Below are 25,855 nucleotides of genomic sequence, written 5' to 3'. Positions count from 1 at the left end.
TTCAAGAAAATGCCTCGTATCGAAAGATACGGGGCATTTTTCGTTATGGCTGCATATAAAGGTCGGCTAATGTGCGGAACCTGTGGGGGCGGGCTTGCTCGCGAAGAGGGTATATCAGTCGACATTGATGTTGCCTGGTGCGTCGTCTTCGCGGGCAAGCCCGCTCCCACAGGGATCGCGGCGTTAAGGGAGAAGACTTTTTTCGCACAAAAGAAAACGCCCCGAACAGGTCGGGGCGTTTGCTTGAAGTGCTACGGCTTTTTGAGCGTGGGCGCTTAGCGCTTCAGCGAAGCTGGCAGGTGCGGCTGGATCGCCGTCAGTACTGCCTTGAAGCACTTGGTGTTGCCGGCGACGATGTGGCCTTTCTCAAGGAAGTCGTGACCGCCGGTGAAGTCGCTCACCAAGCCGCCGGCTTCCTGGATCAGCAGGGCGCCTGCAGCCATGTCCCACTCGGACAGGCCCGACTCCCAGAACGCATCGAAACGGCCGGCGGCCACATAGGCCAGGTCCAGGCTCGCCGAGCCGGCGCGGCGGATGCCGGCGGTCTGGCCAACCAGGGCGCGGAACATGCCCAGGTAGTTGTCGAGGTTGTCCATCTGGTCGTCGCGGAACGGGAAGCCGGTACCCAGCAGGGCGCCGTCCAGGCTGGTGCGACCGCTGACGCGCAGACGGCGACCGTTCAGTTGGGCGCCGCGACCACGGCTGGCGGTGAATTCTTCCTGGCGAACCGGATCCAGAACAACAGCGTGCTCCAGGCGACCGCGGTATTTGCAGGCAATGCTGACAGCGAAGTGAGGAATGCCGCGCAGGAAGTTGGTGGTGCCGTCCAGTGGATCGATGATCCACAGGTACTCTTCGCCTTCGATGCCGCTACCGGCGTGCATACCGGTTTCTTCACCCATGATCGAGTGATTAGGGTAAGCCTTGCGCAGTGCATCGATGATTTTCTGTTCGGCGGCGCGATCCACCTCGGATACATAATCCTTGGCGTCTTTTTCGTCGACCTTGATGGTATCCAGGCGCTCGATGGAGCGGAAAATCAATTCACTGGCGCTGCGGGCGGCGCGCAGCGCGATATTCAGCATGGGCTGCATGGATGTGTCACCTAAGGTTGTTAAAGAAAGCCGGGCATTCTATCAGAACTTTTCTACAGGTGAAGGTCAGTGTTCGCTTTCATAGCTTAACGGTAGGTTGAGCTGTAAGATTCTGCTCCCCATTAAAGTGTTCGAGAGCGCCTCCCTTGCTGCAAAACATTCGTGTCGTCCTGGTCAATACCAGTCACCCCGGCAATATCGGCGGGGCTGCGCGTGCCATGAAGAACATGGGCCTGTCGCGGCTGGTGCTGGTCGAACCGCGGTTGTTCCCGCACCACGAGGCCGATGCGCGTGCGTCCGGCGCCGGTGACATCCTTGAAAATGCTCAAGTCGTCGCCACCCTGGAAGATGCCTTGGTCGGCTGCAATCTGGTGCTCGGCACCAGTGCTCGTGATCGTCGCATTCCCTGGCCGTTGCTCGATCCCCGCGAATGCGGTGTGAAGGTGGTAGAGGAGGCGGGTCAGGGCGCCGAGATCGCGTTGGTGTTCGGTCGTGAAGATTCCGGCCTGACCAACGAAGAGCTGCAGCGATGTCATTATCACGTGCACATCCCATCAGACCCTGAGTTCAGTTCGCTGAACCTTGGGGCGGCGGTGCAGGTGTTGAGCTATGAAGTGCGTATGTCCTGGTTGGCGGCTGCAGGTCAGCCGAGCAAGGTCGAGAAGGAAGAAGTGGCGTCCACCAAAAGTGGTGAGCTGGCGACCATGGATGAGCTGGAGCGATTCTATGAGCACCTGGAGCAAACGCTGGTGGCCATCGAATTCCTCGACCCGGAAAAACCACGGCACTTGATGGCGCGTCTGCGCCGGTTGTACGGACGCAGCTCGGTCAGCCGGGCGGAAATGAATATATTGCGTGGCATCCTCACGGAAACCCAGAAAGCGGCCCGTGGCGAGCTTCTAAAGCGGAAGGATTAATGATGTTCGAGCGTTTGCGTGAAGATATCCAAAGTGTTTTCCATCGTGACCCGGCGGCGCGTAATGCTTTTGAGGTTCTGACGTGCTACCCGGGCATGCACGCCATCTGGATCCATCGCCTGTCGTCGGCGTTGTGGGGTATGGGCTGGAAATGGCTGGCGCGTCTGGTGTCGAACTTCGGTCGCTGGTTGACCGGAATCGAGATTCATCCGGGTGCCAAGGTCGGTCGTCGTTTCTTTATTGACCACGGCATGGGCATCGTTATCGGTGAGACTGCCGAGATCGGCAACGATGTCACCCTGTATCAAGGCGTGACCCTTGGCGGCACCAGCTGGAACAAGGGCAAGCGTCACCCGACCCTGGAAGACGGCGTGGTGGTCGGGGCGGGCGCCAAGGTGCTCGGCCCGTTTACGGTGGGTGCCGGGGCCAAGGTGGGTTCCAATGCCGTGGTCACCAAGGCGGTTCCGCCCGGGGCAACGGTGGTGGGGATTCCGGGGCGGATCATCGTCAAGTCCGATGAAGAGCAGGACGCCAAGCGCAAGGCCATGGCCGAGAAGATCGGTTTCGACGCCTACGGTGTCGGCGAAGACATGCCGGACCCGGTGGCTCGAGCCATTAACCAGTTGCTCGATCATCTGCAGGCTGTAGACGGTCGACTTGAAGGGATGTGCGGGGCGCTGAAGGACCTGGGTAGCAATTACTGTGCGAAAGATCTGCCTGAACTGCGCGAAGAAGACTTTGCCTGTGTGAAGGATAAGGATCAGAGCCAGGCCGGCTAAACCGAGTCAACTTCATCGCGGGCAAGCCCGCTCCCACAAGGTCTCCGGTGAAGCACAGATTGTGTGAACACCGAAAATCCCTGTGGGAGCGGGCTTGCCCGTGATGAACGATAACTCGGTACTGCTGGCTGTGCACCGCCAGCCTTTGCTATGATGCGCGCGCTCTTTTGCGGGTAAACCTGAGTAAAGCACTAGGTCTTATAGTTGACTTAAATACTCGGGAATTGCATACTCGCCCCATTCCGAATTCCGTGGTAATTGTCCATGCGACTGACTACAAAAGGCCGATACGCCGTGACCGCCATGCTTGACCTGGCGTTGCATGCGCAGCACGGGCCGGTGTCCCTGGCCGATATCTCCGAGCGCCAAGGCATATCCCTGTCCTACCTCGAGCAGCTTTTTGCCAAATTGCGCCGCAGCAATCTGGTGTCCAGTGTTCGCGGTCCAGGCGGTGGTTACCAGCTGTCGCGCGACATGCAGGGTATCCAGGTCGCCCAGGTGATCGATGCGGTGAACGAATCGGTCGATGCAACCAAATGCCAGGGCCAGGGCGATTGCCATCAGGGCGACACCTGTCTGACCCACCACTTGTGGTGCGATCTGAGCCTGCAGATTCACGAATTTCTGAGCGGTATCAGCTTGGCTGACCTTGTAACTCGCCGTGAGGTGCAAGAAGTAGCCCAGCGTCAGGACCAGCGTCGTTGCAACAGCAAGGCGCCACGCCTGGACAAGATTGAAGCGTCCGCCGTCGAATGACAGCCAAAGAGCTAGCGGCACGCCAGCCAGCCTGATTTAGGAGATAGTCCATGAAATTGCCGATTTACCTTGATTACTCTGCGACGACCCCGGTTGATCCACGTGTCGCGCAAAAGATGAGTGAATGCCTGCTGGTCGACGGAAACTTCGGTAACCCGGCGTCCCGTTCCCACGTGTTCGGCTGGAAAGCTGAAGAGTCCGTCGAGAACGCTCGCCGTCAGGTCGCCGACCTGGTTAACGCCGACCCGCGTGAAATCGTCTGGACCTCCGGTGCCACCGAGTCCGACAACCTGGCAATCAAGGGTGCGGCGCATTTCTACTCCACCAAAGGCAAGCACCTGATCACCACCAAGATTGAGCACAAGGCTGTCCTCGACACCATGCGCCAACTGGAGCGTGAAGGTTTCGAAGTGACCTACCTCGACCCTCGCGAAGATGGTCTGGTCACTCCAGAGATGGTCGAAGCTGCCCTGCGTGACGACACCATCCTGGTCTCGGTCATGCACGTGAACAACGAAATCGGCACCATCAACGACATCGCCGCCATCGGTGAACTGTGCCGCTCCAAGGGCATTCTGTTCCACGTCGACGCCGCTCAGTCCACCGGCAAGGTCGAGATCGACCTGTCGAAGCTGAAAGTCGACATGATGTCGTTCTCTGCCCACAAAACCTACGGCCCTAAAGGCATCGGCGCGCTGTACGTCAGCCGCAAGCCGCGTGTTCGCATCGAAGCGACCATGCACGGCGGCGGTCACGAGCGCGGCATGCGTTCCGGCACCCTGGCGACCCACCAGATCGTCGGCATGGGCGAAGCTTTCCGTGTGGCCAAGGAAGACATGGCTGCCGAGAACGTACGCATCAAAGCCCTGAGCGACCGCTTCTTCAAGCAGGTCGAAGGCCTGGAAGAGCTGTACGTCAATGGCAGCATGACCGCCCGCGTACCGCACAACCTGAACCTGAGCTTCAACTACGTTGAGGGCGAGTCGCTGATCATGGCGCTCAAGGATCTGGCGGTTTCGTCCGGTTCGGCCTGCACCTCGGCATCGCTTGAGCCTTCGTACGTACTGCGCGCCCTGGGCCGCAACGACGAACTGGCACACAGCTCGATTCGCTTCACCTTCGGCCGTTTCACCACCGAAGAAGAAATCGACTATGCCGCGCAGAAAGTCTGCGAGGCCGTTACCAAGCTGCGCACTCTCTCGCCGCTGTGGGACATGTACAAAGATGGCGTCGACATTTCGAAAATCGAGTGGGCGGCGCACTGATATTCAAGTCGCCGCAACCGGGCCCTGCCAATCCACGATTTGCAGGGCTTCAAGAGCGACTCCTGATGAGTGAGGATTAAGAATCATGGCTTACAGCGAAAAGGTCATCGACCACTACGAGAACCCGCGCAACGTCGGCAAGATGAACGCGGAAGATCCTGATGTCGGCACCGGCATGGTCGGCGCTCCGGCGTGCGGCGACGTGATGCGCTTGCAGATCAAGGTCAACGAACAAGGCATCATCGAAGACGCCAAGTTCAAGACCTACGGTTGCGGTTCGGCGATCGCCTCCAGCTCCCTGGCGACCGAGTGGATGAAAGGCAAGACTCTGGATGAAGCAGAGACCATCAAGAACACTCAGCTGGCCGAAGAACTGGCGCTGCCGCCAGTGAAAATTCACTGCTCCGTACTTGCTGAAGACGCTATCAAAGCGGCCGTTCGCGACTACAAGCAGAAGAAAGGCTTGATCTGACTTTCAAGATTTGGCGACGAGTAAGGAGTCACCGATGGCTATCAGCATGACAGAAGCGGCTGCTCAACACGTGCGACGCTCCCTCAACGGGCGCGGCAAAGGTGAAGGGATTCGCCTGGGTGTTCGCACCACAGGCTGTTCCGGCCTTGCCTACGTGCTGGAGTTTGTCGACGAGGTGGTTGCAGAGGATCAGGTGTTCGAAAGTCACGGCGAGAAAGTGATCATCGACCCGAAAAGCCTGGCCTACCTGGACGGCACCGAACTCGATTTCGTCAAGGAAGGGTTGAACGAAGGCTTCAAGTTCAACAATCCCAACGTGCGCGGTGAATGTGGCTGCGGCGAAAGCTTCAACATCTGAGGCTGCGCGTGGGTACTCCTTGTCATTTCGCTTTATTTGAGCTGAAACCGAGCTTCCGTCTGGATCTCGATCAGTTGGCCACGCGCTACCGTGAGTTGGCGCGCGGTGTTCATCCGGACCGCTTTGCTGACGCTTCCGAGCGTGAGCAGCGGCTGGCGCTCGAGCAATCCGCGAGCCTCAACGAGGCCTACCAGACGCTCAAAAGTCCCCCCAAACGCGCGCGATACCTGCTCGCCATGGGTGGTCGCGAGCTGCCGCTGGAGGTCACGGTGCATGATCCGGAGTTTCTTCTGCAGCAGATGGAGTTGCGTGAAGAACTCGAAGACCTGCAAGACAGCGCCGACCTGGCGGGTGTTGCAGTGTTCAAGCGTCGCCTGAAAACCGCGCAGGATGAACTGAACGAAAGCTTCGCAGCCTGTTGGGATGATGCAGCGCAACGTGAACAGGCCGAACGCCTGATGCGGCGCATGCAGTTCCTCGACAAGCTCACCTACGAAGTGCGCCAGTTAGAAGAGCGCCTCGACGATTAACCCAGTGCCGCTCCGGTCGCACGCCTGATATACAGATAAGTCCTGATCACGATGGCCCTACTGCAGATCGCCGAACCCGGCCAAAGTCCTCAACCGCACCAGCGTCGTCTGGCTGTGGGGATCGACTTGGGCACTACCAATTCGCTGGTCGCTGCGTTGCGCAGTGGTCTTTCCGAGCCTCTGGCCGACGCGCAAGGGCAGGTCATTCTGCCGTCTGCCGTGCGCTATCACGCCGATCGCGTCGAAGTCGGCGAGTCGGCCAAACTGGCCGCCGCGTCCGATCCTTTGAACACGGTGCTGTCGGTCAAGCGCTTGATGGGTCGTGGTTTGTCCGACGTCAAGCAATTGGGCGATCAACTGCCGTACCGTTTTGTCGACGGCGAGTCGCACATGCCGTTCATCGACACGGTGCAAGGTCCGAAAAGCCCGGTCGAAGTCTCCGCCGATATCCTCAAGGTGCTGCGTCAGCGCGCTGAAGCGACCTTGGGTGGCGAGCTGGTTGGCGCGGTGATCACCGTTCCAGCCTATTTCGATGATGCTCAGCGTCAAGCCACCAAGGATGCGGCCAAGCTGGCCGGTCTGAACGTGCTGCGTCTGCTCAATGAGCCAACCGCCGCCGCTGTCGCCTACGGTCTGGATCAGCACGCCGAAGGCTTGGTCGCGATTTATGACCTGGGCGGCGGTACGTTCGATATTTCGATTCTGCGCCTGACCGGCGGTGTGTTTGAAGTGCTGGCCACCGGCGGCGACAGCGCCCTGGGTGGCGATGACTTTGACCATGCTATCGCTGGCTGGATCATCGAGAGCGCCGGTCTGTCGGCCGACCTCGATCCGGGTACGCAACGTAATCTGCTGCAAACCGCGTGCGCAGCCAAAGAAGCCCTGACCAATTGCTCGTCCGTCGAAGTCGCTTATGGCGACTGGAAGGCCGAGCTGACCCGAGACGCCTTCAATGCGTTGATCGAGCCGATGGTTGCTCGCAGCTTGAAAGCCTGCCGTCGCGCGGTGCGTGATTCCGGTATCGAGCTGGAAGACGTACACGCTGTGGTCATGGTCGGCGGCTCGACGCGTGTGCCTCGCGTCCGCGAAGCTGTTGCGCAGGCCTTCGGTCGCGAGCCGCTGACCGAAATCGATCCGGATCAAGTCGTCGCCATCGGTGCCGCGATCCAGGCCGATACCCTGGCCGGCAACAAGCGTGATGGCGGCGAACTGCTGTTGCTCGACGTGATTCCGTTGTCCCTGGGGCTGGAAACCATGGGTGGTCTGATGGAGAAGGTGATTCCGCGCAACACCACCATCCCCGTCGCCCGGGCTCAGGACTTCACCACTTATAAAGATGGCCAGTCGGCCATGGCGATCCACGTATTGCAGGGTGAGCGCGAGTTGATCAGCGACTGCCGCTCCCTGGCACGCTTCGAATTGCGTGGTATTCCGGCGATGGTGGCTGGCGCGGCGAAGATTCGCGTGACCTTCCAGGTCGACGCCGATGGTCTGCTCAGTGTCTCGGCTCGCGAATTGGGTTCGGGCGTCGAAGCCAGCATTCAGGTCAAGCCGTCTTACGGCCTGACCGACGGCGAAATCGCCAAGATGCTCAAGGATTCGTTCCAGCATGCCAGCGATGACAAAGTCGCCCGCGTATTGCGTGAGCAGCAAGTCGATGCCCAGCGCCTGATCGAGGCGGTGCAGGGCGCTCTGGAGGTTGACGGCGAACGCCTGCTTGACGCCGAAGAGCGCATGGTCATCGAATTGCAGATGCAGGAACTGACCGAATTGATGAAAGGCACCGATGGTTACGCCATCGAGCAGCAGACCAAGCGTCTGTCGCAGGTGACCGATGCCTTTGCTGCCCGCCGCCTGGACTCTACGGTGAAAGCCGCTCTGGCGGGGCGCAATCTGAATGAAATCGAGGATAACTGATGCCGCAGGTCATTTTTCTGCCACACGAGAAGTTCTGCCCGGAAGGCATGGTTGTAGAGGCTGAACCCGGTATTTCCATTCTCGAACTGGCCCATGAACATCATATCGAGATGGAAAGCGCCTGTGGCGGCGTCTGCGCCTGCACTACCTGCCACTGCATCGTTCGCGAAGGTTTCGATTCGCTGGAAGAGGCTGATGAGCTGGAAGAAGACTTTCTTGATCGGGCGTGGGGTCTGGAAGCGCAATCTCGTCTAGCCTGTCAGGCGATCGTCGGGACAGAAGACCTGACCATCGAAATTCCGAAATATTCGCTCAACCATGCAGCCGAAGCGCCGCACTGATTCAAGGAACCGACATGAGTCTGAAATGGGTTGATGTGCTTGAAATCGCGATCCAGCTGGCTGAGTCCAGGCCGGAAGTGGATCCGCGTTATGTGAACTTCGTCGATCTGCACCAATGGGTGCTGGCATTGCCGGAGTTCAGTGATGATCCGACCCGCGGTGGCGAGAAGGTGCTTGAAGCCATTCAGGCTGCCTGGATCGAAGAAGCAGACTGATTCTGCACCGTACGCAGTTAGGCAATACCAAAGAACCCGCGTATAATTCGCGGGTTTAATTTTTCGCAAATTACCGTTTCTGGAGTTACACCATGGCTGTTCAACGTACTTTCTCCATCATCAAGCCTGACGCTGTTGCAAAAAACGTTATCGGCGAGATCACCACTCGTTTCGAAAAAGCTGGCCTGCGCGTTGTAGCTTCGAAACTGAAGCAACTGTCCAAAGCTGAAGCTGAAGGCTTCTACGCTGAGCACAGCGCTCGTGGTTTCTTCGGCGACCTGGTTGCTTTCATGATCTCCGGTCCGGTTGTCGTTCAGGTTCTGGAAGGCGAAAACGCTATCGCTCTGAACCGTGAGCTGATGGGCGCTACCAACCCTAAAGAAGCTGCTGCCGGCACTATCCGCGCTGACTTCGCTGATTCCATCGACGCCAACGCTGTACACGGTTCGGACTCCGAAGCCGCTGCTGCTCGCGAAATCTCGTACTTCTTCGCAGCTACTGAAGTAACCACTCGCTAAGCATTGGCTTAAGAGTGAAGGTGAATCCATGACTACATCGACTGTAAAAACCAACCTGCTGGGTCTGACTCAACAGGAAATGGAAAAATTCTTCGACTCAATCGGGGAGAAGCGTTTCCGTGCCGGTCAGGTAATGAAATGGATTCACCATCTTGGCGTTGATGATTTCGACGCCATGACGAACGTCAGCAAGGCCTTGCGCGACAAGCTCAAGGCCATTGCTGAAGTCCGCGGCCCCGAAGTGGTCAGCGAGGACATCTCCACCGATGGCACCCGTAAGTGGGTGGTGCGCGTGGCGTCCGGGAGCTGCGTCGAGACCGTGTACATTCCCCAGGGCAAACGCGGCACTCTGTGCGTTTCGTCCCAGGCAGGCTGTGCCCTGGATTGCAGTTTCTGCTCCACCGGCAAGCAAGGTTTCAACAGCAACCTCACCGCCGCCGAAGTGATCGGTCAGGTGTGGATTGCCAATAAATCGTTCGGCAGCATCCCGGCGACCGCCGACCGTGCCATCACCAACGTGGTGATGATGGGCATGGGTGAGCCGCTGCTGAACTTCGACAACGTCGTGGCCGCCATGCATCTGATGATGGATGACCTGGGCTACGGGATCTCCAAGCGCCGCGTGACCCTGTCGACTTCGGGTGTGGTGCCGATGATCGATGAGCTGTCCAAGCACATCGACGTGTCCCTGGCGTTGTCGCTGCACGCACCGAATGACGCATTGCGTAACCAATTGGTGCCGATCAACAAGAAATATCCGCTTAAGATGCTGCTCGAGTCGTGCCAGCGCTACATGTCGTCCCTGGGCGAAAAGCGCGTGCTGACCATCGAGTACACCTTGCTTAAGGACATCAACGACAAGGTTGAACACGCCGTTGAGATGATCGAGCTGCTCAAGAACATCCCGTGCAAGATCAACCTGATTCCGTTCAACCCGTTCCCGCATTCCGGTTACGAGCGCCCAAGCAACAACGCGATTCGCCGGTTTCAGGATCAGCTTCACCATGCAGGCTTCAATGTCACCGTACGCACCACCCGCGGTGAAGACATCGATGCCGCGTGTGGCCAATTGGTAGGGCAGGTGCTGGATCGCACCCGTCGCAGCGAACGTTATATCGCCGTGCGCGAGTTGAGCGCCGAAAACGATATCGCAACAAACGCTGCGAACAATAATTAAGAGAGGATCTCTATGTCCCTGCGCTTCGCGCTGCTTGTGCTGTTGGCCAGTCTCTGTGCTGGTTGTGTCCTGTCGGGCGATTTCAACCCGATGAAGACCAGCAAGGGCCGTGATGAGGCGCGTGCCGCCTACGTGCAGCTGGGCCTGGGTTATCTGCAGCAAGGCATGACCGAGCGCGCCAAAGTCCCGTTGAAGAAGGCCTTGGACCTGGATAGCTCGGATCCTGATGCCAACGCGGCTCTGGGGCTGGTGTTCCAGGCTGAGATGGAGCCGGAACTGGCCGATCAGCATTTTCGCAAGGCGCTGTCTTCTCGTCCCGCCGATGCGCGAATCCTGAATAACTACGGCAGTTTTCTTTTCGAAGAGAAACGTTACAAAGAGGCGTACGAACGCTTCGAACAGGCCGCCGCCGATACTTTGTATCCTGAGCGTTCACGGGTTTTCGAAAACCTGGGCATGACCGCTTCAAAGCTTGGCCAGCGTGATCTGGCCCGCCAGCAACTGGAAAAAGCCCTGCGTCTGAATCGCCAACAGCCACGTGCATTGCTGGAAATGGCTGAGTTGTCTTACGAAGACAGGCATTATGTGCCCGCGCGTGACTATTACGACCGTTTTAGCCTGCTCACCGAGCAAAATGCACGTAGTCTATTGCTCGGCGTTCGGTTGGCAAAAGTGTTCGAAGATCGCGACAAGGCCGCCAGTTTTGGCCTGCAATTAAAACGACTCTATCCCGGTACGCCGGAATATCAGCAATACCTGTCGGAGCAATGATGAAAGCGGCGCATCCCGAAGTTGTAGCAGCGAATCGCGTTAACCCCGGTGAGACTTTGCGCCAGGCCCGCGAAAGCAATGGCTGGTCGCTGGCCGAAGTGGCCCTCAAGCTCAACCTCACCGTCAATTCCCTGAGCAATCTGGAAGCCGGCGCTTTCGACAAGCTGCCTGGGCACACCTTTGCTCGTGGCTATATTCGCGCGTATGCCAAATTGCTCGGCATGGACCAAACCGTTCTGGTCCAGCAGTTCGACCAATCCACCGGCACCGACTCCCAGGGCAGCAACGTCCACAGCCTGGGACGTATCGAAGAGCCGGTTCGGGTTTCCCACACTATTTTGCGAATTGTCAGCCTGCTGTTGCTGCTTGCGGTGATTGGCGGCGGTTTTATCTGGTGGCAGGATCAAACTTCACTGCGTACCAAAGACCTGATTGGCCTGGCGCCGGAACACGTTGAAGTCGAAGGCGCTGACGGCACCACCCAGATCCATCCACTGGACGAGCCGGAAGACCAGGCCGTTGCGCAAGGTCAGGCTGAAGGGGAAACACCTCTTGCGCTGCCTCAGGCCGAGACTTCGACCGAGGAGCCAGTCAGTGCCGAAACGAGCGCATCGGTTCCAGCACCAGCGGCTCCAGCAGTGACGCCTGCGGCTGCGGCCCACAACACTGCTCCGGTTGTCGCGACACCGGCGACGCCTGCACCGGCTGTTCCAGCTGTTCCGGCACCGGTTGTCACTGCTCCGATTGCTCCGACCGCCCCGGCTCCAGCTCCGGCAGCTCCGGTGGCCGGCCAAGGCCAGGTTCAACTGCAATTCACCGCCGATTGCTGGACGCAAGTGACCGATGGCACCGGCAAGGTGCTGTTGAGCGGTCTAAAGCGTAAAGGCGAAAATGTTTCCGTTAGCGGCAAGCCACCCTTTTCCGTGCGTCTGGGCTTCGCCCGTGGTGCGCAGGTCAGCTACAACGGGCAGGTGGTCGATGTCGCTCCGTTCACCAGTGGCGAGACTGCTCGCCTGAAGTTGGGTCAATAAGTCATGCACGGCGAATCTCCAATCAAACGTCGCGAATCCCGCAAGATCTGGGTCGGCAACGTGCCCGTGGGCGGCGATGCGCCTATCGCTGTGCAGAGCATGACCAACAGCGATACCAATGACGTGGCCGCCACAGTGGCCCAGATCAACCGTCTGGAAGCCGCTGGCGTCGATATCGTGCGGGTTTCCGTGCCGGACATGGACGCCGCCGAAGCCTTCGGCAAGATCAAGCAATTGGTCAAAGTGCCATTGGTGGCCGACATCCACTTCGACTACAAGATCGCTTTGCGCGTCGCCGAACTGGGTGTGGATTGCCTGCGGATCAACCCGGGCAACATCGGTCGTGAAGACCGCGTGCGTGCGGTGGTCGATGCCGCCCGTGATCGCGGGATTCCGATCCGCATCGGCGTCAACGCCGGTTCCCTGGAAAAAGACCTGCAAAAGAAATATGGCGAGCCGACTCCAGCCGCGCTGGTCGAGTCCGCCTTGCGCCATGTCGAACACCTCGAGCGCCTGAATTTCCAGGACTTCAAGGTCAGCGTGAAAGCCTCCGACGTGTTCATGGCCGTCGCCGCCTACCGCCTGCTGGCCAAGGAAATCGTTCAGCCGTTGCACTTGGGCATCACTGAAGCCGGTGGTTTGCGTTCAGGCACAGTGAAATCCGCCGTGGGCCTCGGTATGCTGCTCGCCGAAGGGATTGGCGATACTATTCGCATCTCGCTGGCGGCCGACCCGGTCGAGGAAGTGAAAGTCGGCTACGACATTCTCAAATCCCTGCACCTGCGTTCCCGTGGTATCAACTTCATCGCCTGCCCGAGTTGCTCGCGGCAGAACTTCGATGTGGTCAAAACCATGAACGAGCTGGAAGGGCGCCTCGAAGACCTGCTGGTGCCGCTGGATGTCGCGGTAATCGGTTGCGTGGTCAACGGACCGGGCGAAGCCAAGGAAGCCCATATCGGCTTGACCGGCGGCACGCCAAACTTGATTTACATCGACGGCAAGCCGGCGCAGAAACTGACTAATGACAATCTGGTGGATGAGCTTGAACGCTTGATCCGTCAGAAAGCGGCCGAAAAGGTCGAAGCCGACGCAGCGGTAATCGCTCGCGGCTGAGCCTGACTAAAGAGCCGAACGAATTTAAGGATTTATAGTGAGCAAGTCTCTGCAAGCCATTCGTGGCATGAACGACATCCTGCCCGAACAGACTCCCCTGTGGCGTCATTTCGAAGGCACCGTCTCGCGTCTGCTGGATAACTACGGTTACAAGCAGATCCGCATGCCGATCGTCGAGTTCACCGAGCTGTTCAAACGCTCCATCGGTGAAGTGACCGACATCGTCGAAAAAGAGATGTACACCTTCGAAGATCGCAACGGCGATTCCCTGACCCTGCGCCCTGAAGGCACAGCGGCCTGCGTGCGTGCGGTGCTCGAGCACGGCATCACCGGCGGCGGTCAGGTGCAGAAACTCTGGTACATCGGCCCGATGTTCCGTCACGAACGTCCACAGAAAGGTCGTTATCGCCAGTTCCACCAGATCGGTTGCGAAGTCTTCAACCTCGACGGTCCGGACATCGACGCCGAGCTGATCGTGCTGACCTGGCGCCTGTGGGGCGAGCTGGGTATCCGTGATGCGGTCAAGCTCGAACTCAACAGCCTGGGCACCAGCGAGTCCCGTGGTCGTTATCGTGAAGCATTGGTCGACTACCTGTCCGCTCGCCTGGATCAACTGGACGAAGACAGCCAGCGCCGTCTGAAGACCAACCCGCTGCGGGTTCTGGATACCAAGAATCCCGACACTCAAGCGGCATTGGCCGACGCGCCAAAGATGGCCGATTACCTCGACGAAGAATCCCGCGTGCACTTCGAGGGCCTTAAGGCTCGTCTGGACGCCGCCGGCATTCCTTATGTGATCAACCCGAAGCTGGTTCGCGGGCTGGACTACTACAGCAAGACCGTTTTCGAATGGGTCACCGACAAGTTGGGCGCCCAGGGCACCGTATGTGCCGGTGGTCGTTACGACGGTCTGGTGGAGCAGATGGGCGGCAAGCCGACCACGGGCGTCGGTTTCGCCATGGGCATCGAGCGTCTGGTGCTGCTGCTTGAAACCCTGGAGCAGATTCCCGAAGAAATCTCCCGTCAGGTCGATGTCTACCTCTGCGCCTTCGGTGAAGCCGCCGAGCTGGCCGGTCTGACCCTGAGCGAACGCGTTCGCGATCAATTGCCCAACCTGCGCCTGCAAGTCAATGCCGGCGCCGGCAGCTTCAAAAGCCAGTTCAAGAAAGCCGACAAGAGCGGTGCGCTGTACGCATTGATCCTCGGTGACGACGAAATGGCCCAGCAAGTGGTAGGTTTCAAACCCCTGCGTGGCCAGGGCGAACAACAAAGCATTGCCTGGGATGCGCTTGCTGCACACCTGGCCACCTGCGTCGTGCAGGGTTGAAGCTGTCAAACAGCCGATTTAGCGATTAAGGAGTATTGGGGTGTCGAGTACCGAAGACGAACATCTGGCGGAGTTGAAGGACTGGTGGACACGCAACGGCAAGCCCCTGGTCACTGGCGGCCTGTTGGCGCTGGTCATCGTATTCGGCTGGCAGGCCTTTCAGAAGTATCAGAGCAATCAGTCGCAAGGCGCCTCGATTCTCTATCAGCAATTGCTCGAAACCACGCTGACGCCTGACGGCAAGCCTGATGCTGCACGTGTTTCGGACCTGGCCGGCAAGCTCAACAGCGAGTTCGGCGGCACCGCTTACGCACAATACGGCAGCCTGTTCGTGGCGAAAGTTGCAGTCGACAGCGGCAAGCTGGACGACGCAGCCAGCGAGCTGAAAGCCATTGTCGCCAAACCGGCCAACCCGGCACTTGGCGAAATTGCCCGTCAGCGTCTGGCGCAGGTGCTGGCCGCGCAGAACAAGGTCGATGAAGCCCTGAAACTGCTCGAAGGCGATGCCGACAAAGCTTTCCTGGCCACTCGCGAAGAACTCAAAGGCGACCTGCTGGTGCAGTTGGGTCGTACCGACGAAGCGAACACGGCGTATCAAAAAGCCAAGGCGGCACTGTCGGATGAAGCGGCGGTCGGTGGCCTACAAATCAAGCTGGACGACCTGGCCAAAGGGGATGCGTGACGTGATCCGTTGGAAACATGCAGCATTGCTGGCTCTGGCCATATTGGCCGCGGGTTGCAGCAGCAACAGCAAAAAAGAATTGCCTCCGGCTGAGTTGACCGACTTCAAGGAAGAAGTGGTTCTGCAAAAGCAGTGGAGTCGTTCGATCGGTGACGGTCAGGGCGAAACCTACAACATGCTGGTTCCGGCGATCGATGGCGATACCATCTATGCCGCCGACGTCACCGGTGTGGTGATGGCGATGGATCGCAGCAATGGCGACGTCAAATGGAAGAAAGATCTCGAACTGCCTGTCTCCGGCGCCGTTGGCGTGGGTTACGGTCTGGTCATGATCGGCACGCTCAAGGGTGAAATCGTTGCCCTGGACGCCAGCAGCGGTGAAGAGAAATGGCGCGCTCGCGTGACCAGTGAAGTGCTCGCGCCGCCGGCCACCAACGGTGATGTTGTTGTGGTTCAGACCCAGGATGACCGTCTGATCGGTCTGGATGCCGCTACCGGCAACCAGCGCTGGTTGTATGACAGCACGCCAGCGGTTCTGACCCTGCGCGGCACCAGCGCACCGATCGTCACCAACCGCCTCGCGGTGGCTGGCCTGTCGACTGGTAAAGTGGTTGCTCTGGATGTTTCCAACGGCGTGCCGGTGTGGGAGCAGCGCGTAGCGATTCCACAAGGTCGTTCGGAGCTGGAGCGTGTGGTCGATATCGACGGTGGCTTACTGCTGTCCGGCGGTACGCTGTATGTCGCCAGCTACCAGGGTCGCGTCGCGGCACTGGATCTGGAAAGCGGTCGTCAGCTCTGGCAGCGTGATGCTTCCAGCTATGCCGGCGTTGCTCAGGGTTTTGGCAGCGTCTACGTGAGCCTGTCTGCAGGCACCGTTGAAGGCGTTGACGAACGTTCCACCACTGCCTTGTGGAGCAACGATTCGCTGGCCCGCCGTCAATTGTCGGCTCCGGAAGTGTTCTCCAGCTATGTTGCAGTCGGTGATATGGAAGGTTACCTGCACTTGCTGAGTCAGGTGGACGGTCGTTTCGTCGGCCGCGAGCGCATCGACAGCGACGGCCTGCGTGCCCGTCCGCTGGTGGTGGGTGAAACGATTTATCTGTATGGCAACAGCGGCAAACTGGAAGCCCTGACCATCAAGTAATGGTTTGACTATGCTTGGGGTTAGTTCCCCAAGCGGCCCCGTTCTGCGGGGCTCGCAGCGCTTACAGGCGCTGCCCCGAGCACCAGCCGCTGCCTCGCAGCGGCTTTTGTATTTTCTGAAATAACGAAGTGGAGAGCCGCATGGTTCCCGTAATCGCCCTGGTGGGCCGACCGAACGTCGGCAAGTCCACCTTGTTCAACCGCCTGACCAGGACTCGCGACGCCATCGTCGGCGACTTGTCCGGTCTGACCCGTGATCGCCAGTACGGTGAGGCCAAGTGGCAAGGGCGTTCCTACATTCTGGTCGACACCGGCGGTATCTCCGGTGACGAGCACGGTATGGACGAAAAAATGGCCGAGCAGTCGCTGCTGGCCATTGAAGAAGCGGATGTCGTTCTGTTCCTGGTAGATGCCAAGGCCGGTTTCACCGCGGCCGACCAGATGATCGCCGAGCACTTGCGCAAGCGTAACAAGCGTTCCTACGTGGTTGCCAACAAGGTCGACAACATCGACCCTGAAATGGCCCGCGCCGAATTCGCCCCGTTGGGCATGGGCCACGCGATCCCGATCGCCGGTGCTCATGGTCGTGGCATCACCCAGATGCTGGAAATCGCCCTGAGCGACTTCCCGAAAGATGACGAAGAGCCGGAAGAAGGCGAAGAAGAGATCGTTGCCGAAGGTGAGGAAGCCAAGCGCATTCCTGGCCCAAGCGAAAAAGACGGTATCAAGATCGCCATCATCGGCCGCCCGAACGTCGGCAAGTCGACCCTGGTCAACCGCATGCTCGGTGAAGACCGGGTTATCGTTTATGACCAGCCCGGCACCACCCGCGACAGTATCTACATCCCGTTTGAACGTAACGACGAGAAGTACACGCTGATCGACACCGCTGGTGTGCGCAAGCGCGGCAAGATCCACGAAGAAGTCGAAAAGTTCTCCGTGGTCAAAACCCTGCAAGCGATCAAAGACGCCAACGTGGTGATCTTCGTGATGGACGCCCGCGAAGGCGTGGTGGACCACGACCTCAACCTGCTGGGCTTTGCCCTTGAAGCCGGTCGTGCGCTGGTTATCGCGATCAACAAGTGGGACGGCATGACGCCGAGCGAGCGCGACTTCGTCAAGGTCGAGCTGCAACGTCGACTGTTCTTCGTCGACTTTGCCGACATCCACTTCATCTCGGCCCTGCACGGCACTGGCGTAGGCAACCTCTACGCGTCGGTACAGAACTCGTTCAAGTCCGCGGTCACCCGCTGGCCGACCAACCGCCTGACCCAGATTCTGGAAGATGCGGTCGGCGAGCACGCGCCACCGATGGTCAACAACCGCCGGATCAAGCTGCGTTACGCCCACTTGGGTGGTGCGAACCCGCCGATCATCGTGATTCACGGTAACCAGATCGAGAAGGTGCCGAAGTCTTACGTGCGTTACCTGGAAAACACTTATCGCCGTGTCTTGAAGCTGGTCGGTACGCCGATCCGCATCGAGTTCAAGGGCGGCGAGAACCCGTACGAAGGTAACAAGAACTCGCTCACCGACCGCCAGGTCAACAAGAAGCGTCGGATGATGTCGCACCACAAGAAAGCCGACAAGAAGCGCCGCGACAAGCGCTGATTCACGGCTCGCCCATGCCGCTGGTGTGGGCTTGTTGTGGCGAGGGAGCTTGCTCCCGCTCGACTGCGCAGCAGTCGCAAACCAGCCGATGTGTTCTGTCTGAACGACTTTGGTTGCAGAGATTGTGACCGCTTCGCGGTCCAGCGGGAGCAAGCCCCCTCGCCACAGGGTTATGTGGTGAATGTTTTAGAAGAAGGGCGCCGGTTGGCGCCCTTTTTTTATGGACGCCGTTTGGGCTATTCTCGAGCTCTCCCGTGCCGTCGTAGAGCCGGGTGTAGAGCCAGGGAATCACCGATGATCACCAGTAAGCTGCCGAAAGTCGGCATCACTATCTTCACGCAGATGTCCCAGCTTGCGGCGCAAACCGGGGCGATCAATCTATCTCAGGGGTTTCCCGATTTCGACGGCCCGCAGGCCCTGCGTGATGCAGTCGGTCGGCACATCGCCAGTGGCCACAACCAGTATTCGCCGATGACTGGCTTGCCGGTGTTGCGTCAACAGATTGCGGCGAAGATCGCTCGCAGCTACGGCGCCCATGTCGATGCCGACAGCGAAGTGACGGTCACTCCCGGCGCGACTCAGGCGATTTTCTGCGCCATTCAGGCGGTGATCCACAGCGGTGACGAAGTCATCGTGTTTGATCCTGCCTACGACAGTTATGAACCCTCGGTTGAGCTGGCCGGTGGTCGCTGCGTCCATGTGCAGTTGGGCCTGAATGACTTCGCCATCGACTTCCAGAAGCTCGCTGAAGCCATTACGCCGCGCACGCGGATGATTATCCTCAATACCCCGCACAACCCCAGCGGCGCGCTGATCAGTCGTGCCGAGCTCGATCAGTTGGCGGCGTTGATTCGCGACCGCGATATCTATGTGATCAGCGACGAAGTCTACGAACACCTGGTATTCGATGGCGTATCTCACGTCAGCGTATTGGCCCACGAAGAGCTCTATCAGCGCGCATTCGTGGTTAGTTCGTTCGGCAAGACCTACCACGTCACCGGCTGGAAAACCGGTTATGTCGTGGCACCTCCGGCCCTCACCGCGGAGCTGCGCAAGGTTCACCAATACGTTAGTTTCTGCGGCGTGACGCCACTGCAATACGCGTTGGCCGATTACATGGCCGAGCATCCGGAACACGTCGAAGAGTTGCCGGGCTTCTATCAGGCCAAGCGCGATCTGTTCTGCGATCTGCTGTCGCCGTCGCGCTTCAGTTTCACCCGCGTGGCCGGTACTTACTTCCAGCTGGTCGATTACTCGCAGATTCGCCCGGACCTCAATGACGTCGAGATGGCGCTGTGGATGACCCGCGAACATGGCGTCGCGAGCATCCCGATCTCGGTGTTCTACCAGACGCCACCCGAAGGCCAGCGCCTGGTGCGTCTGTGCTTTGCCAAGCGCGAGGAGACCCTGCGTGCAGCAGCGGCAAAACTATGCGTGATCTGAGTGCTCTGCCCAATCTGAATGTTGCGCTGATCCAGACCACCCTGGCCTGGCATGATCGTCAGGCCAATCTTCAGCATTTCGAGCCCTTGCTGGAACAGGCTCGCGGCGCGGACCTGATCATCCTGCCGGAGATGTTCACCACCGGTTTCTCCATGGAATCGGAAACCCTCGCCGAGCCGGAAAATGGCCCCACCAGTAAATGGCTGCGGGTTCAGGCGGCGAAACTGGATGCGGTGATCACCGGCAGCATCATCGTCCAGGTGGCTGACGGCAGTCATCGCAATCGTCTGTTGTGGGCGCGGCCGGATGGGGAGGTGTGGCATTACGACAAGCGTCACCTGTTCCGTATGGCGGGCGAGCACAACCATTTCACCCCGGGCGAGCGTCAGGTGCAGTTCGAATTGAAGGGCTGGCGAGTGCGGCCGCTGATTTGCTACGACCTGCGTTTCCCGGTCTGGAGCCGCGACCCTCAAGACACCGACTTGTTGCTGTACACCGCCAATTGGCCGGGCGCCCGGCGCCAGCACTGGAACCGTTTGCTACCGGCACGGGCGATTGAAAACCTCTGCTATGTGGCGGCGGTGAACCGCATCGGTACCGATGGCAAAGGCTTTGCGTATACCGGTGACAGTCAGGTGCTGGATTTTCAGGGTGAGACATTGCTTGGCGCGGGCGATGCTGATGGTGTCTTCAAGGTCGTTCTGGATGCGGCGGAGCTGGCGGCTTATCGCGCGCGGTTTCCGGCGAATCTGGACGCGGATACCTTCGAGTTCACGTAACCGATCGTTCCCACGCTCTGCGTGGGAATGCAGCCCGTGACGCTCCGCGTCACTGGACGCGGAGCGTCCCTTGAGGCGTTCCCACGCGGAGCGTGGGAACGATCAACAAAAAGGCCCCGAGGTTCTCACCCCGGGGCCTTTTGCATTGCAGCGCTGACACTTACGCCGCTTTCGCTTCCGGCTGGCTCAGGGAGCGGTTCAGCGCGCTGAACAGGGCCTTGAAGCTGGCGGTGGTGATGTTTTCATCGATGCCGACGCCGTGCACCGCACGCTCACCGTTTACGCGCAGTTCAATGTAGGCCGCAGCCTTGGCATTGGTGCCCGCGCCGATGGCGTGTTCGTTGTAGTCCATGATTTCCACCGGAATCGGCAGACCGGCCACCAGCGCTTCCAGAGCGCCGTTGCCCTTGCCACGCCAGTGCAGGTTGGTTTCGCCCTGACCTTTGCTGGAGACTTCCACTTCCACGGCGCTGTGACCGTTTTCTTCCTGCAAGCGATGGCTGACCAGCGCGTACGGGGTGTTGGCCTGCAAGTACTCGCTGTGCAGCAACGCGTGGATCTGCTGGGCTGTCATCTCAAGGCCCAGACGATCGGTTTCACGCTGCACGACCTGGCTGAACTCGATCTGCATGCGGCGCGGCAAGTTGATGCCGTATTCCTGTTCCAGCAGGTAAGCGATACCGCCTTTGCCCGACTGGCTGTTGACGCGAATCACCGCCTCGTAGCTGCGGCCGATGTCGGCCGGGTCGATCGGCAGGTACGGAACTTCCCACAGGGCGTCCGGTTGCTGCTGGGCGAAACCCTTGCGGATCGCATCCTGGTGCGAGCCGGAGAAGGCGGTGTGAACCAGATCGCCGACATACGGGTGACGTGGGTGCACAGGAATCTGGTTGCACTCTTCGACGACTTTGCGCACGCCATCGATGTCGGAGAAGTCCAGCTCAGGGTCGACGCCCTGGGTGTAGAGGTTCAATGCCACGGTCACCAGATCGACGTTACCGGTCCGCTCGCCGTTGCCGAACAGGCAACCTTCGACACGGTCGGCACCGGCCATCAGGCCCAGCTCGGTGGCGGCCACGCCAGTGCCACGGTCGTTGTGGGTGTGCAGGCTGATGATCACGCTGTCACGACGGTTGATGTGGCGGCCGAACCATTCGATCTGGTCGGCATAGATGTTCGGGGTGGCGCATTCGACGGTGGCAGGCAGGTTGAGGATCACCTTGTGCTCAGGCGTCGGGTTCCACACTTCGATCACCGCGTCGCAGACTTCCTTGGCGAATTCCAGTTCGGTGGCGCTGAAGGTTTCTGGCGAGTACTCGAAGGTCCACTCGGTTTCCGGCTGCTGGGCGGCGTATTTGACGAACAGCTTGGCGGCATTCACGGCGATGGCCTTGATCCCGTCCTTGTCCTGGTTGAAGACAATGCGGCGGAAGGAAGGGGAGGTCGCGTTATACAGGTGAACGATGGCTTTCTTGGCCCCGCGCAGGGATTCGAAGGTACGTGCGATCAAGTCTTCACGGCCCTGGGTCAGCACCTGAATGGTGGTGTCGTCCGGGATGTGGCCGTCTTCGATCAGGGTACGCACGAAGTCGAAGTCGGTTTGCGAAGCGGCCGGGAACGAGGCTTCGATTTCTTTCACGCCGACTTGCACCAGGGTTTTCCAGAAACGCAGCTTCTTGACCGCGTCCATCGGCTCGATCAGCGACTGGTTGCCGTCACGAAGGTCCGAACTGCACCAGATCGGCGCGGCGGTAATGGTCTTCGACGGCCAGGTGCGGTCCGGGATGTCGATGGTCGGGAACGCGCGGTATTTCGAAGACGGGTCTTTGAGCATGCTCATCGGGAAATCCTTATTGTGTGGGCCGAAAAAAGGCGGCCTGCCGGTGGATCAAAAGTTGGGATAAAGCGTAAGACGAGGCACCGCGATTCAGCCTGGCAGTCGTGCACTGACAAGGCACAGGCTGCGGTGCTGGCGAAGCTGAATGAGGGTGTGAGAGGTTTTCATGCCTTCAACCCTAACCGCGAGGATGAAGGATGGCAAGCAGTCGAAAAAAATTGAGAGGAATACTCGAAAAGCGGAGGTTTGCGCGATTTTATTGTGTTTTATTCGACCGATCGTTGTGATTTTTGCGCGGGGTTTGATAGGTGCGCAATTACGCTGGTCGAGATATTTCAGTGCCTGGGAGTGCGTCATCGCTAGCAGGCTAGCTCCCACAGGGGAGTTGTGTGGTGAACACGGTCCAATGTGGGAGCCAGCCTGCTGGCGATGAGGCCAGTGGCCTCACAATGCTTCAGGGCTGAAATGCGCCAATGAAAATCGCCGGGTCCACCCGGGCGTCATTCAGGCTGACGTTCCAGTGCATATGCGGCCCAGTCGCCCGGCCAGTCGCACCGACCTTGCCAACCACGCCACCGCGAGCCAATTGCTGGCCGACCTTCACGTCGATCTTCGACATATGGCAAAACATGCTGATAAAGCCCTGGCCGTGGTCGACGAACACCGTATTGCCGTTGAAGAAGTAGTTACCGATCAGGATCACCTTGCCGGCGGCCGGGGTCTTGATTGGCGTGCCGGCGGGCACTGCGAAGTCGAGGCCCGCGTGGGGATTGCGTTCTTCACCATTGAAAAAGCGGCGCACGCCGAACTTGCTCGACAGCGGCCCATTGACCGGTTTGTCCAGCAGCAGATTGCTCGGGGTGTTCGGGCTGAAGCTGCGGTAGGCCTGCATCTGCTCCGCCAGCTCACCCTCGATGCGCTTGAGGTTCTCCGGGTTCGGATTGACCTGCTGGGTATTCTTCAGGGTGATGTGCTGTTCCGGGTATTTCTTGCTGGCGACGATGAAGTTCAGGTTACGACCGCCGCTGCTGATTTGTTGTGTACCTAGTTTTACAGTCAGTGGCACGCCGACGATGGCCAGCCAGTTGTTCTGTTCCTTGACCACCAATACCGGTTTGCCTTGATAACTGGCTTTGGGTGCCTGGGCGGAGCTGCCCAAATCCACCACCGCCACGCCACCCGGCACCGGTTTGTTCAACAGGCGGGTGATGTAACTGTCGGCGTGGGCGTTAAAGGTCAGGCACAGCAACAGCAGCGGAGCTAAAAAACGCGGCATGGATCAATCCAGTAAAGAAAGGGTGACAGGCGTCAGGTGATTGTCTTCGACCCGCACTTGCAGTTCGCCTTCACCTAGTTTGGCTTTCAGGCGCTGGCCGGTGTGGGTCTGAGCGGCGCTGCGAATCGCGTTGCCGCGCTCGTCCAGCAGAATGCTGTAGCCACGGGCGAGGGTCGCCAGCGGGCTGACCACATGCAGCGTCTGCATTTGACTTTGCAGTTGCAGGCGACGGGACTTAAGTCCTTCACGCATGGCCCGGGGCAGACGTTCGGCGAGGCTGTCGAGGCGCTGGCGAAGCATCGCCAGTTGTCGCCCGGGATGTTGCCCGGCGAGGCGGGTTTCCAGGCGGATCAAACGTTCGCGACGGGTATTGAGGCTGCGTTCGAATGCGCGGCGCATGCGCATGTCCAGATCATCCAGACGTTGTGCTTGCTGACGCAGTCGTTCACCGGGATGGCGCAGTCGGCGTGAAATACCTTCCAGGCGCAGCCGATCACGCATCAGGCGGTCGCGCATGCGCATCACCAGGCGCCGGTGCAGGCTTTCGACGCGTCGCACCAGATCACTGGAATCCGGCGCGAGCAGTTCGGCCGCGGCGGACGGTGTCGGGGCGCGGACGTCGGCGACGAAGTCACTGATCGACACATCGGTCTCGTGGCCGACGGCGCTGACAATCGGCGTTACGCAGGCATCCACGGCGCGAGCCACGGCTTCCTCGTTGAAACACCAGAGGTCTTCCAGCGAACCGCCGCCACGGGCCAGGATCAGCGCGTCGAAACCGCGGGCGTCCGCCAGTTTCAGCGCGCGGACAATCTGCGCGGTGGCTTCGCGGCCTTGTACGGCGGTGGGGATCAGTGTCAGTTGGATCTGCGGCGCGCGGCGGCGGAACACACTGATGATGTCGCGGATCACCGCGCCGGTGGGCGAGCTGATGATGCCGATGCGTTGCGGGTGCGCCGGCAGCGGCACTTTGCGCTCGGCGCTGAACAGGCCTTCGGCGCTGAGCTTTTCCTTCAAGGCATCGAAGGCCAGGCGCAGGGCGCCATCACCGGCCGGCTCCACGGTGTCGAGGATCAGTTGGTAGTCACCACGGCCTTCAAATAGCGAAACCTTGCCGCGAACCTTGACCGCCAAGCCGTCCTTCAACGCCTGCCGAACCCGAGCGGCGTTCTGCCGGAACAGCGCGCAACGCACCTGGGCGCCGCTGTCCTTGAGGGTGAAATACACATGGCCGGACGCCGGGCGGGCGAGGTTGGAGATTTCACCTTCGACCCAGATGTTGCTGAACACGTCTTCGAGCAACACCCGCGCACGGCCGTTGAGCTGGCTGACAGTCAGGACTTCCCGGTCCAGGCCGAGTCTTGCAAAGGGATCTTTAATCATGGGGCGCATGATAAAGGCAATCTCCTGCGCAATGCACGATCCCCCTGTAGGAGCTGCCGCAGGCTGCGATCTTTTGATCTTGATTTTCGGCGAGGCTGAAATTGCTGAAGATCAAAAGATCGCAGCCTTCGGCAGCTCCTACGCCGATCGGGTGAAGTGTTCGACAAATTGCTGGACCAATGCCGTGGGGGGCTGCCGAAAGGCGAGGGCGACGGTGCTGTGGCAATCCGGGTCGGCCAGGGGGAGGAAGTGGATATCCGGCGGCGCGATGTCCTGCATCGATTCCGGTAACAGCGCGATGCCGAACCCGGCCTGGATCAATTGCAGTTGCGTGGTTTTACGCGACACCACCCGAGCCGCCAGGGGAAAGAACCCCTGGCGCATGCACAACTCGGCGGACAGATAGCTCAGGCCGCCACGCTGTGGATGAGGGATGGAAATAAACGCTTCATTCTTCAACTGCGCCAGATCGATGCCTTGCGCGGACTTATCCACAGCCAGCCGATGATTCGGCGGCACCGCCAGCAACAGACGCTCGCTGTACAGCGGAACAATCTGCACCCCTTCACGCTGACGCAGCACCGGCAGGCGCAACAACCCCACATCGAGACGACCTTCGGCCAATTCTTCCAGTTGCGCCTCGGAGGACAGCTTGACGATGTCCATCGACACTCCTGCATGCCGATCCAGATAGACACTGATGCCTCGCAGCAGTCGACCGCTCATGGGCACGGTACTGGAATGACTCAGGCGCAACACGCCCAGTTGACCGCTGCCCACTTGGGTGGCCATCTCGCTGGCCTTGGTCAGTTCGTTCAGCAGGTTTCTCGCCCGAGGCAAAAAAGCTTCACCTGCCGCCGTCAAACGGGGCTGGCGCGCGGTGCGTTCGAACAGCGGCGTTTGCAGCCGGGTTTCCATGTCCTTGATCTGCCGGCTCAGGGCGGATTGAGCAATAAACAGTCGTTCGGCCGCAGCGCTGAAGCTGCCGCTCTCGGCGATTTCCACGAAGTAACGCAATTGGCGGGTTGAAAGCACGAGGTATGCCTTTTCGAGATGGGTAGTCGACGTTGAAGATATTAGTCGCAACGCTTGGCGCTGGCTAAAGTCATCGCAGGAATAA

The 25,855-nt window shown here is 59.4% G+C and carries 26 protein-coding genes; 21 read left to right on the top strand and 5 right to left on the bottom strand.

The genetic code is table 11. The features are described from left to right. Window positions 1-275 precede the first annotated feature (275 nt). Window positions 276-1,094 (bottom strand): type III secretion system regulator SuhB, encoded by an 819-nt coding sequence (gene suhB / locus ACZ9IM_RS16760; RefSeq protein WP_008070994.1) that lies wholly within the window; start codon window positions 1,092-1,094, stop codon window positions 276-278. Between the two features lie 146 nt (window positions 1,095-1,240). On the opposite strand from suhB, the gene trmJ reads away from it, so the two are divergent. The 21 genes from trmJ to ACZ9IM_RS16655 all read left to right on the top strand — a co-directional run bounded on the left by trmJ (window position 1,241) and on the right by ACZ9IM_RS16655 (window position 20,239). Then, window positions 1,241-2,011: a tRNA (cytosine(32)/uridine(32)-2'-O)-methyltransferase TrmJ gene (gene trmJ, locus ACZ9IM_RS16755; RefSeq protein WP_007903572.1), complete on the top strand. Its 771-nt coding sequence runs from the start codon at window positions 1,241-1,243 to the stop codon at window positions 2,009-2,011. Window positions 2,012-2,013: 2 nt separating this feature from the next. After that, window positions 2,014-2,790, top strand: a complete 777-nt coding sequence (cysE, locus tag ACZ9IM_RS16750) for a serine O-acetyltransferase (RefSeq protein ID WP_008014724.1) — start codon at window positions 2,014-2,016, stop codon at window positions 2,788-2,790. Between the two features lie 264 nt (window positions 2,791-3,054). Then, window positions 3,055-3,546 (top strand): Fe-S cluster assembly transcriptional regulator IscR, encoded by a 492-nt coding sequence (gene iscR / locus ACZ9IM_RS16745; protein ID WP_007903581.1) that lies wholly within the window; start codon window positions 3,055-3,057, stop codon window positions 3,544-3,546. Between the two features lie 50 nt (window positions 3,547-3,596). Continuing rightward, entirely contained in the window at window positions 3,597-4,811 is a 1,215-nt protein-coding gene (locus ACZ9IM_RS16740) for an IscS subfamily cysteine desulfurase (RefSeq protein WP_476224498.1), read from the top strand. Between the two features lie 85 nt (window positions 4,812-4,896). Continuing rightward, the gene (gene iscU / locus ACZ9IM_RS16735) at window positions 4,897-5,283 is read left to right on the top strand and encodes a Fe-S cluster assembly scaffold IscU (RefSeq protein ID WP_007929523.1); all 387 of its coding nucleotides are present in this window, start codon (window positions 4,897-4,899) and stop codon (window positions 5,281-5,283) included. Between the two features lie 34 nt (window positions 5,284-5,317). Then, complete coding sequence (gene iscA / locus ACZ9IM_RS16730) at window positions 5,318-5,641, top strand: iron-sulfur cluster assembly protein IscA (protein WP_007903589.1); 324 nt, start codon at window positions 5,318-5,320, stop codon at window positions 5,639-5,641. A gap of 8 nt (window positions 5,642-5,649) precedes the next feature. Beyond that, complete coding sequence (gene hscB / locus ACZ9IM_RS16725; protein WP_008070981.1) at window positions 5,650-6,171, top strand: co-chaperone HscB; 522 nt, start codon at window positions 5,650-5,652, stop codon at window positions 6,169-6,171. Between the two features lie 51 nt (window positions 6,172-6,222). Further along, window positions 6,223-8,088, top strand: a complete 1,866-nt coding sequence (gene hscA, locus ACZ9IM_RS16720; protein WP_476224497.1) for a Fe-S protein assembly chaperone HscA — start codon at window positions 6,223-6,225, stop codon at window positions 8,086-8,088. Further along, window positions 8,088-8,429, top strand: a complete 342-nt coding sequence (fdx, locus tag ACZ9IM_RS16715; protein ID WP_007903596.1) for an ISC system 2Fe-2S type ferredoxin — start codon at window positions 8,088-8,090, stop codon at window positions 8,427-8,429. Before hscA ends, fdx begins: the two co-directional genes overlap by 1 nt. 14 nt (window positions 8,430-8,443) lie before the next feature. Continuing rightward, window positions 8,444-8,644, top strand: a complete 201-nt coding sequence (gene iscX, locus ACZ9IM_RS16710; protein ID WP_007903597.1) for a Fe-S cluster assembly protein IscX — start codon at window positions 8,444-8,446, stop codon at window positions 8,642-8,644. Between the two features lie 92 nt (window positions 8,645-8,736). Continuing rightward, entirely contained in the window at window positions 8,737-9,162 is a 426-nt protein-coding gene (ndk, locus tag ACZ9IM_RS16705; RefSeq protein WP_007916882.1) for a nucleoside-diphosphate kinase, read from the top strand. A gap of 28 nt (window positions 9,163-9,190) precedes the next feature. Next, window positions 9,191-10,339: a dual-specificity RNA methyltransferase RlmN gene (gene rlmN, locus ACZ9IM_RS16700; protein WP_007903600.1), complete on the top strand. Its 1,149-nt coding sequence runs from the start codon at window positions 9,191-9,193 to the stop codon at window positions 10,337-10,339. Window positions 10,340-10,351: 12 nt separating this feature from the next. Further along, window positions 10,352-11,110: a type IV pilus biogenesis/stability protein PilW gene (gene pilW, locus ACZ9IM_RS16695; protein WP_007903601.1), complete on the top strand. Its 759-nt coding sequence runs from the start codon at window positions 10,352-10,354 to the stop codon at window positions 11,108-11,110. After that, window positions 11,110-12,141 carry a RodZ domain-containing protein gene (locus ACZ9IM_RS16690; RefSeq protein ID WP_476224496.1) on the top strand — a complete coding sequence of 344 codons (1,032 nt, stop codon included), beginning with the start codon at window positions 11,110-11,112 and terminating at the stop codon, window positions 12,139-12,141. Before pilW ends, ACZ9IM_RS16690 begins: the two co-directional genes overlap by 1 nt. 3 nt (window positions 12,142-12,144) lie before the next feature. After that, window positions 12,145-13,254 (top strand): flavodoxin-dependent (E)-4-hydroxy-3-methylbut-2-enyl-diphosphate synthase, encoded by a 1,110-nt coding sequence (gene ispG / locus ACZ9IM_RS16685; protein WP_008070966.1) that lies wholly within the window; start codon window positions 12,145-12,147, stop codon window positions 13,252-13,254. Window positions 13,255-13,291: 37 nt separating this feature from the next. After that, window positions 13,292-14,581, top strand: coding sequence for a histidine--tRNA ligase (gene hisS / locus ACZ9IM_RS16680; RefSeq protein WP_063341451.1), 1,290 nt, complete (start codon window positions 13,292-13,294; stop codon window positions 14,579-14,581). 40 nt (window positions 14,582-14,621) lie between these two features. Next, window positions 14,622-15,263, top strand: a complete 642-nt coding sequence (locus tag ACZ9IM_RS16675) for a tetratricopeptide repeat protein (protein WP_007903605.1) — start codon at window positions 14,622-14,624, stop codon at window positions 15,261-15,263. Next, the gene (gene bamB, locus ACZ9IM_RS16670; protein WP_476224495.1) at window positions 15,256-16,407 is read left to right on the top strand and encodes an outer membrane protein assembly factor BamB; all 1,152 of its coding nucleotides are present in this window, start codon (window positions 15,256-15,258) and stop codon (window positions 16,405-16,407) included. Before ACZ9IM_RS16675 ends, bamB begins: the two co-directional genes overlap by 8 nt. A gap of 140 nt (window positions 16,408-16,547) precedes the next feature. Continuing rightward, a complete protein-coding gene (der, locus tag ACZ9IM_RS16665; protein WP_008070964.1) occupies window positions 16,548-18,017 on the top strand; it encodes a ribosome biogenesis GTPase Der in 1,470 nt (489 codons plus the stop codon). 294 nt (window positions 18,018-18,311) lie between these two features. After that, entirely contained in the window at window positions 18,312-19,460 is a 1,149-nt protein-coding gene (locus ACZ9IM_RS16660) for a pyridoxal phosphate-dependent aminotransferase (RefSeq protein WP_427623016.1), read from the top strand. Next, the gene (locus ACZ9IM_RS16655) at window positions 19,448-20,239 is read left to right on the top strand and encodes an amidohydrolase (protein ID WP_427623015.1); all 792 of its coding nucleotides are present in this window, start codon (window positions 19,448-19,450) and stop codon (window positions 20,237-20,239) included. The genes ACZ9IM_RS16660 and ACZ9IM_RS16655 overlap by 13 nt, the downstream gene beginning before the upstream one ends. Window positions 20,240-20,399: 160 nt before the next feature. Here ACZ9IM_RS16655 and leuA read toward each other — a convergent pair whose 3' ends face one another. The 4 genes from leuA to ACZ9IM_RS16635 form a co-directional block, all read right to left on the bottom strand. Beyond that, the gene (leuA, locus tag ACZ9IM_RS16650; RefSeq protein WP_008014703.1) at window positions 20,400-22,079 is read right to left on the bottom strand and encodes a 2-isopropylmalate synthase; all 1,680 of its coding nucleotides are present in this window, start codon (window positions 22,077-22,079) and stop codon (window positions 20,400-20,402) included. Between the two features lie 451 nt (window positions 22,080-22,530). Beyond that, a complete protein-coding gene (locus ACZ9IM_RS16645) occupies window positions 22,531-23,352 on the bottom strand; it encodes a peptidoglycan DD-metalloendopeptidase family protein (protein ID WP_476224494.1) in 822 nt (273 codons plus the stop codon). A gap of 3 nt (window positions 23,353-23,355) precedes the next feature. Further along, complete coding sequence (gene xseA, locus ACZ9IM_RS16640; protein ID WP_063341447.1) at window positions 23,356-24,735, bottom strand: exodeoxyribonuclease VII large subunit; 1,380 nt, start codon at window positions 24,733-24,735, stop codon at window positions 23,356-23,358. Between the two features lie 138 nt (window positions 24,736-24,873). Continuing rightward, window positions 24,874-25,770: a LysR family transcriptional regulator gene (locus tag ACZ9IM_RS16635; RefSeq protein ID WP_476224493.1), complete on the bottom strand. Its 897-nt coding sequence runs from the start codon at window positions 25,768-25,770 to the stop codon at window positions 24,874-24,876. Between the last annotated feature and the right edge of the window lie 85 nt (window positions 25,771-25,855).

The sequence above is a fragment of the Pseudomonas sp. TE12508 genome, assembly GCF_056279485.1.
Note: the sequence above shows the minus strand (reverse complement) of the source record. Positions and strands in the feature narration are given on the sequence as shown.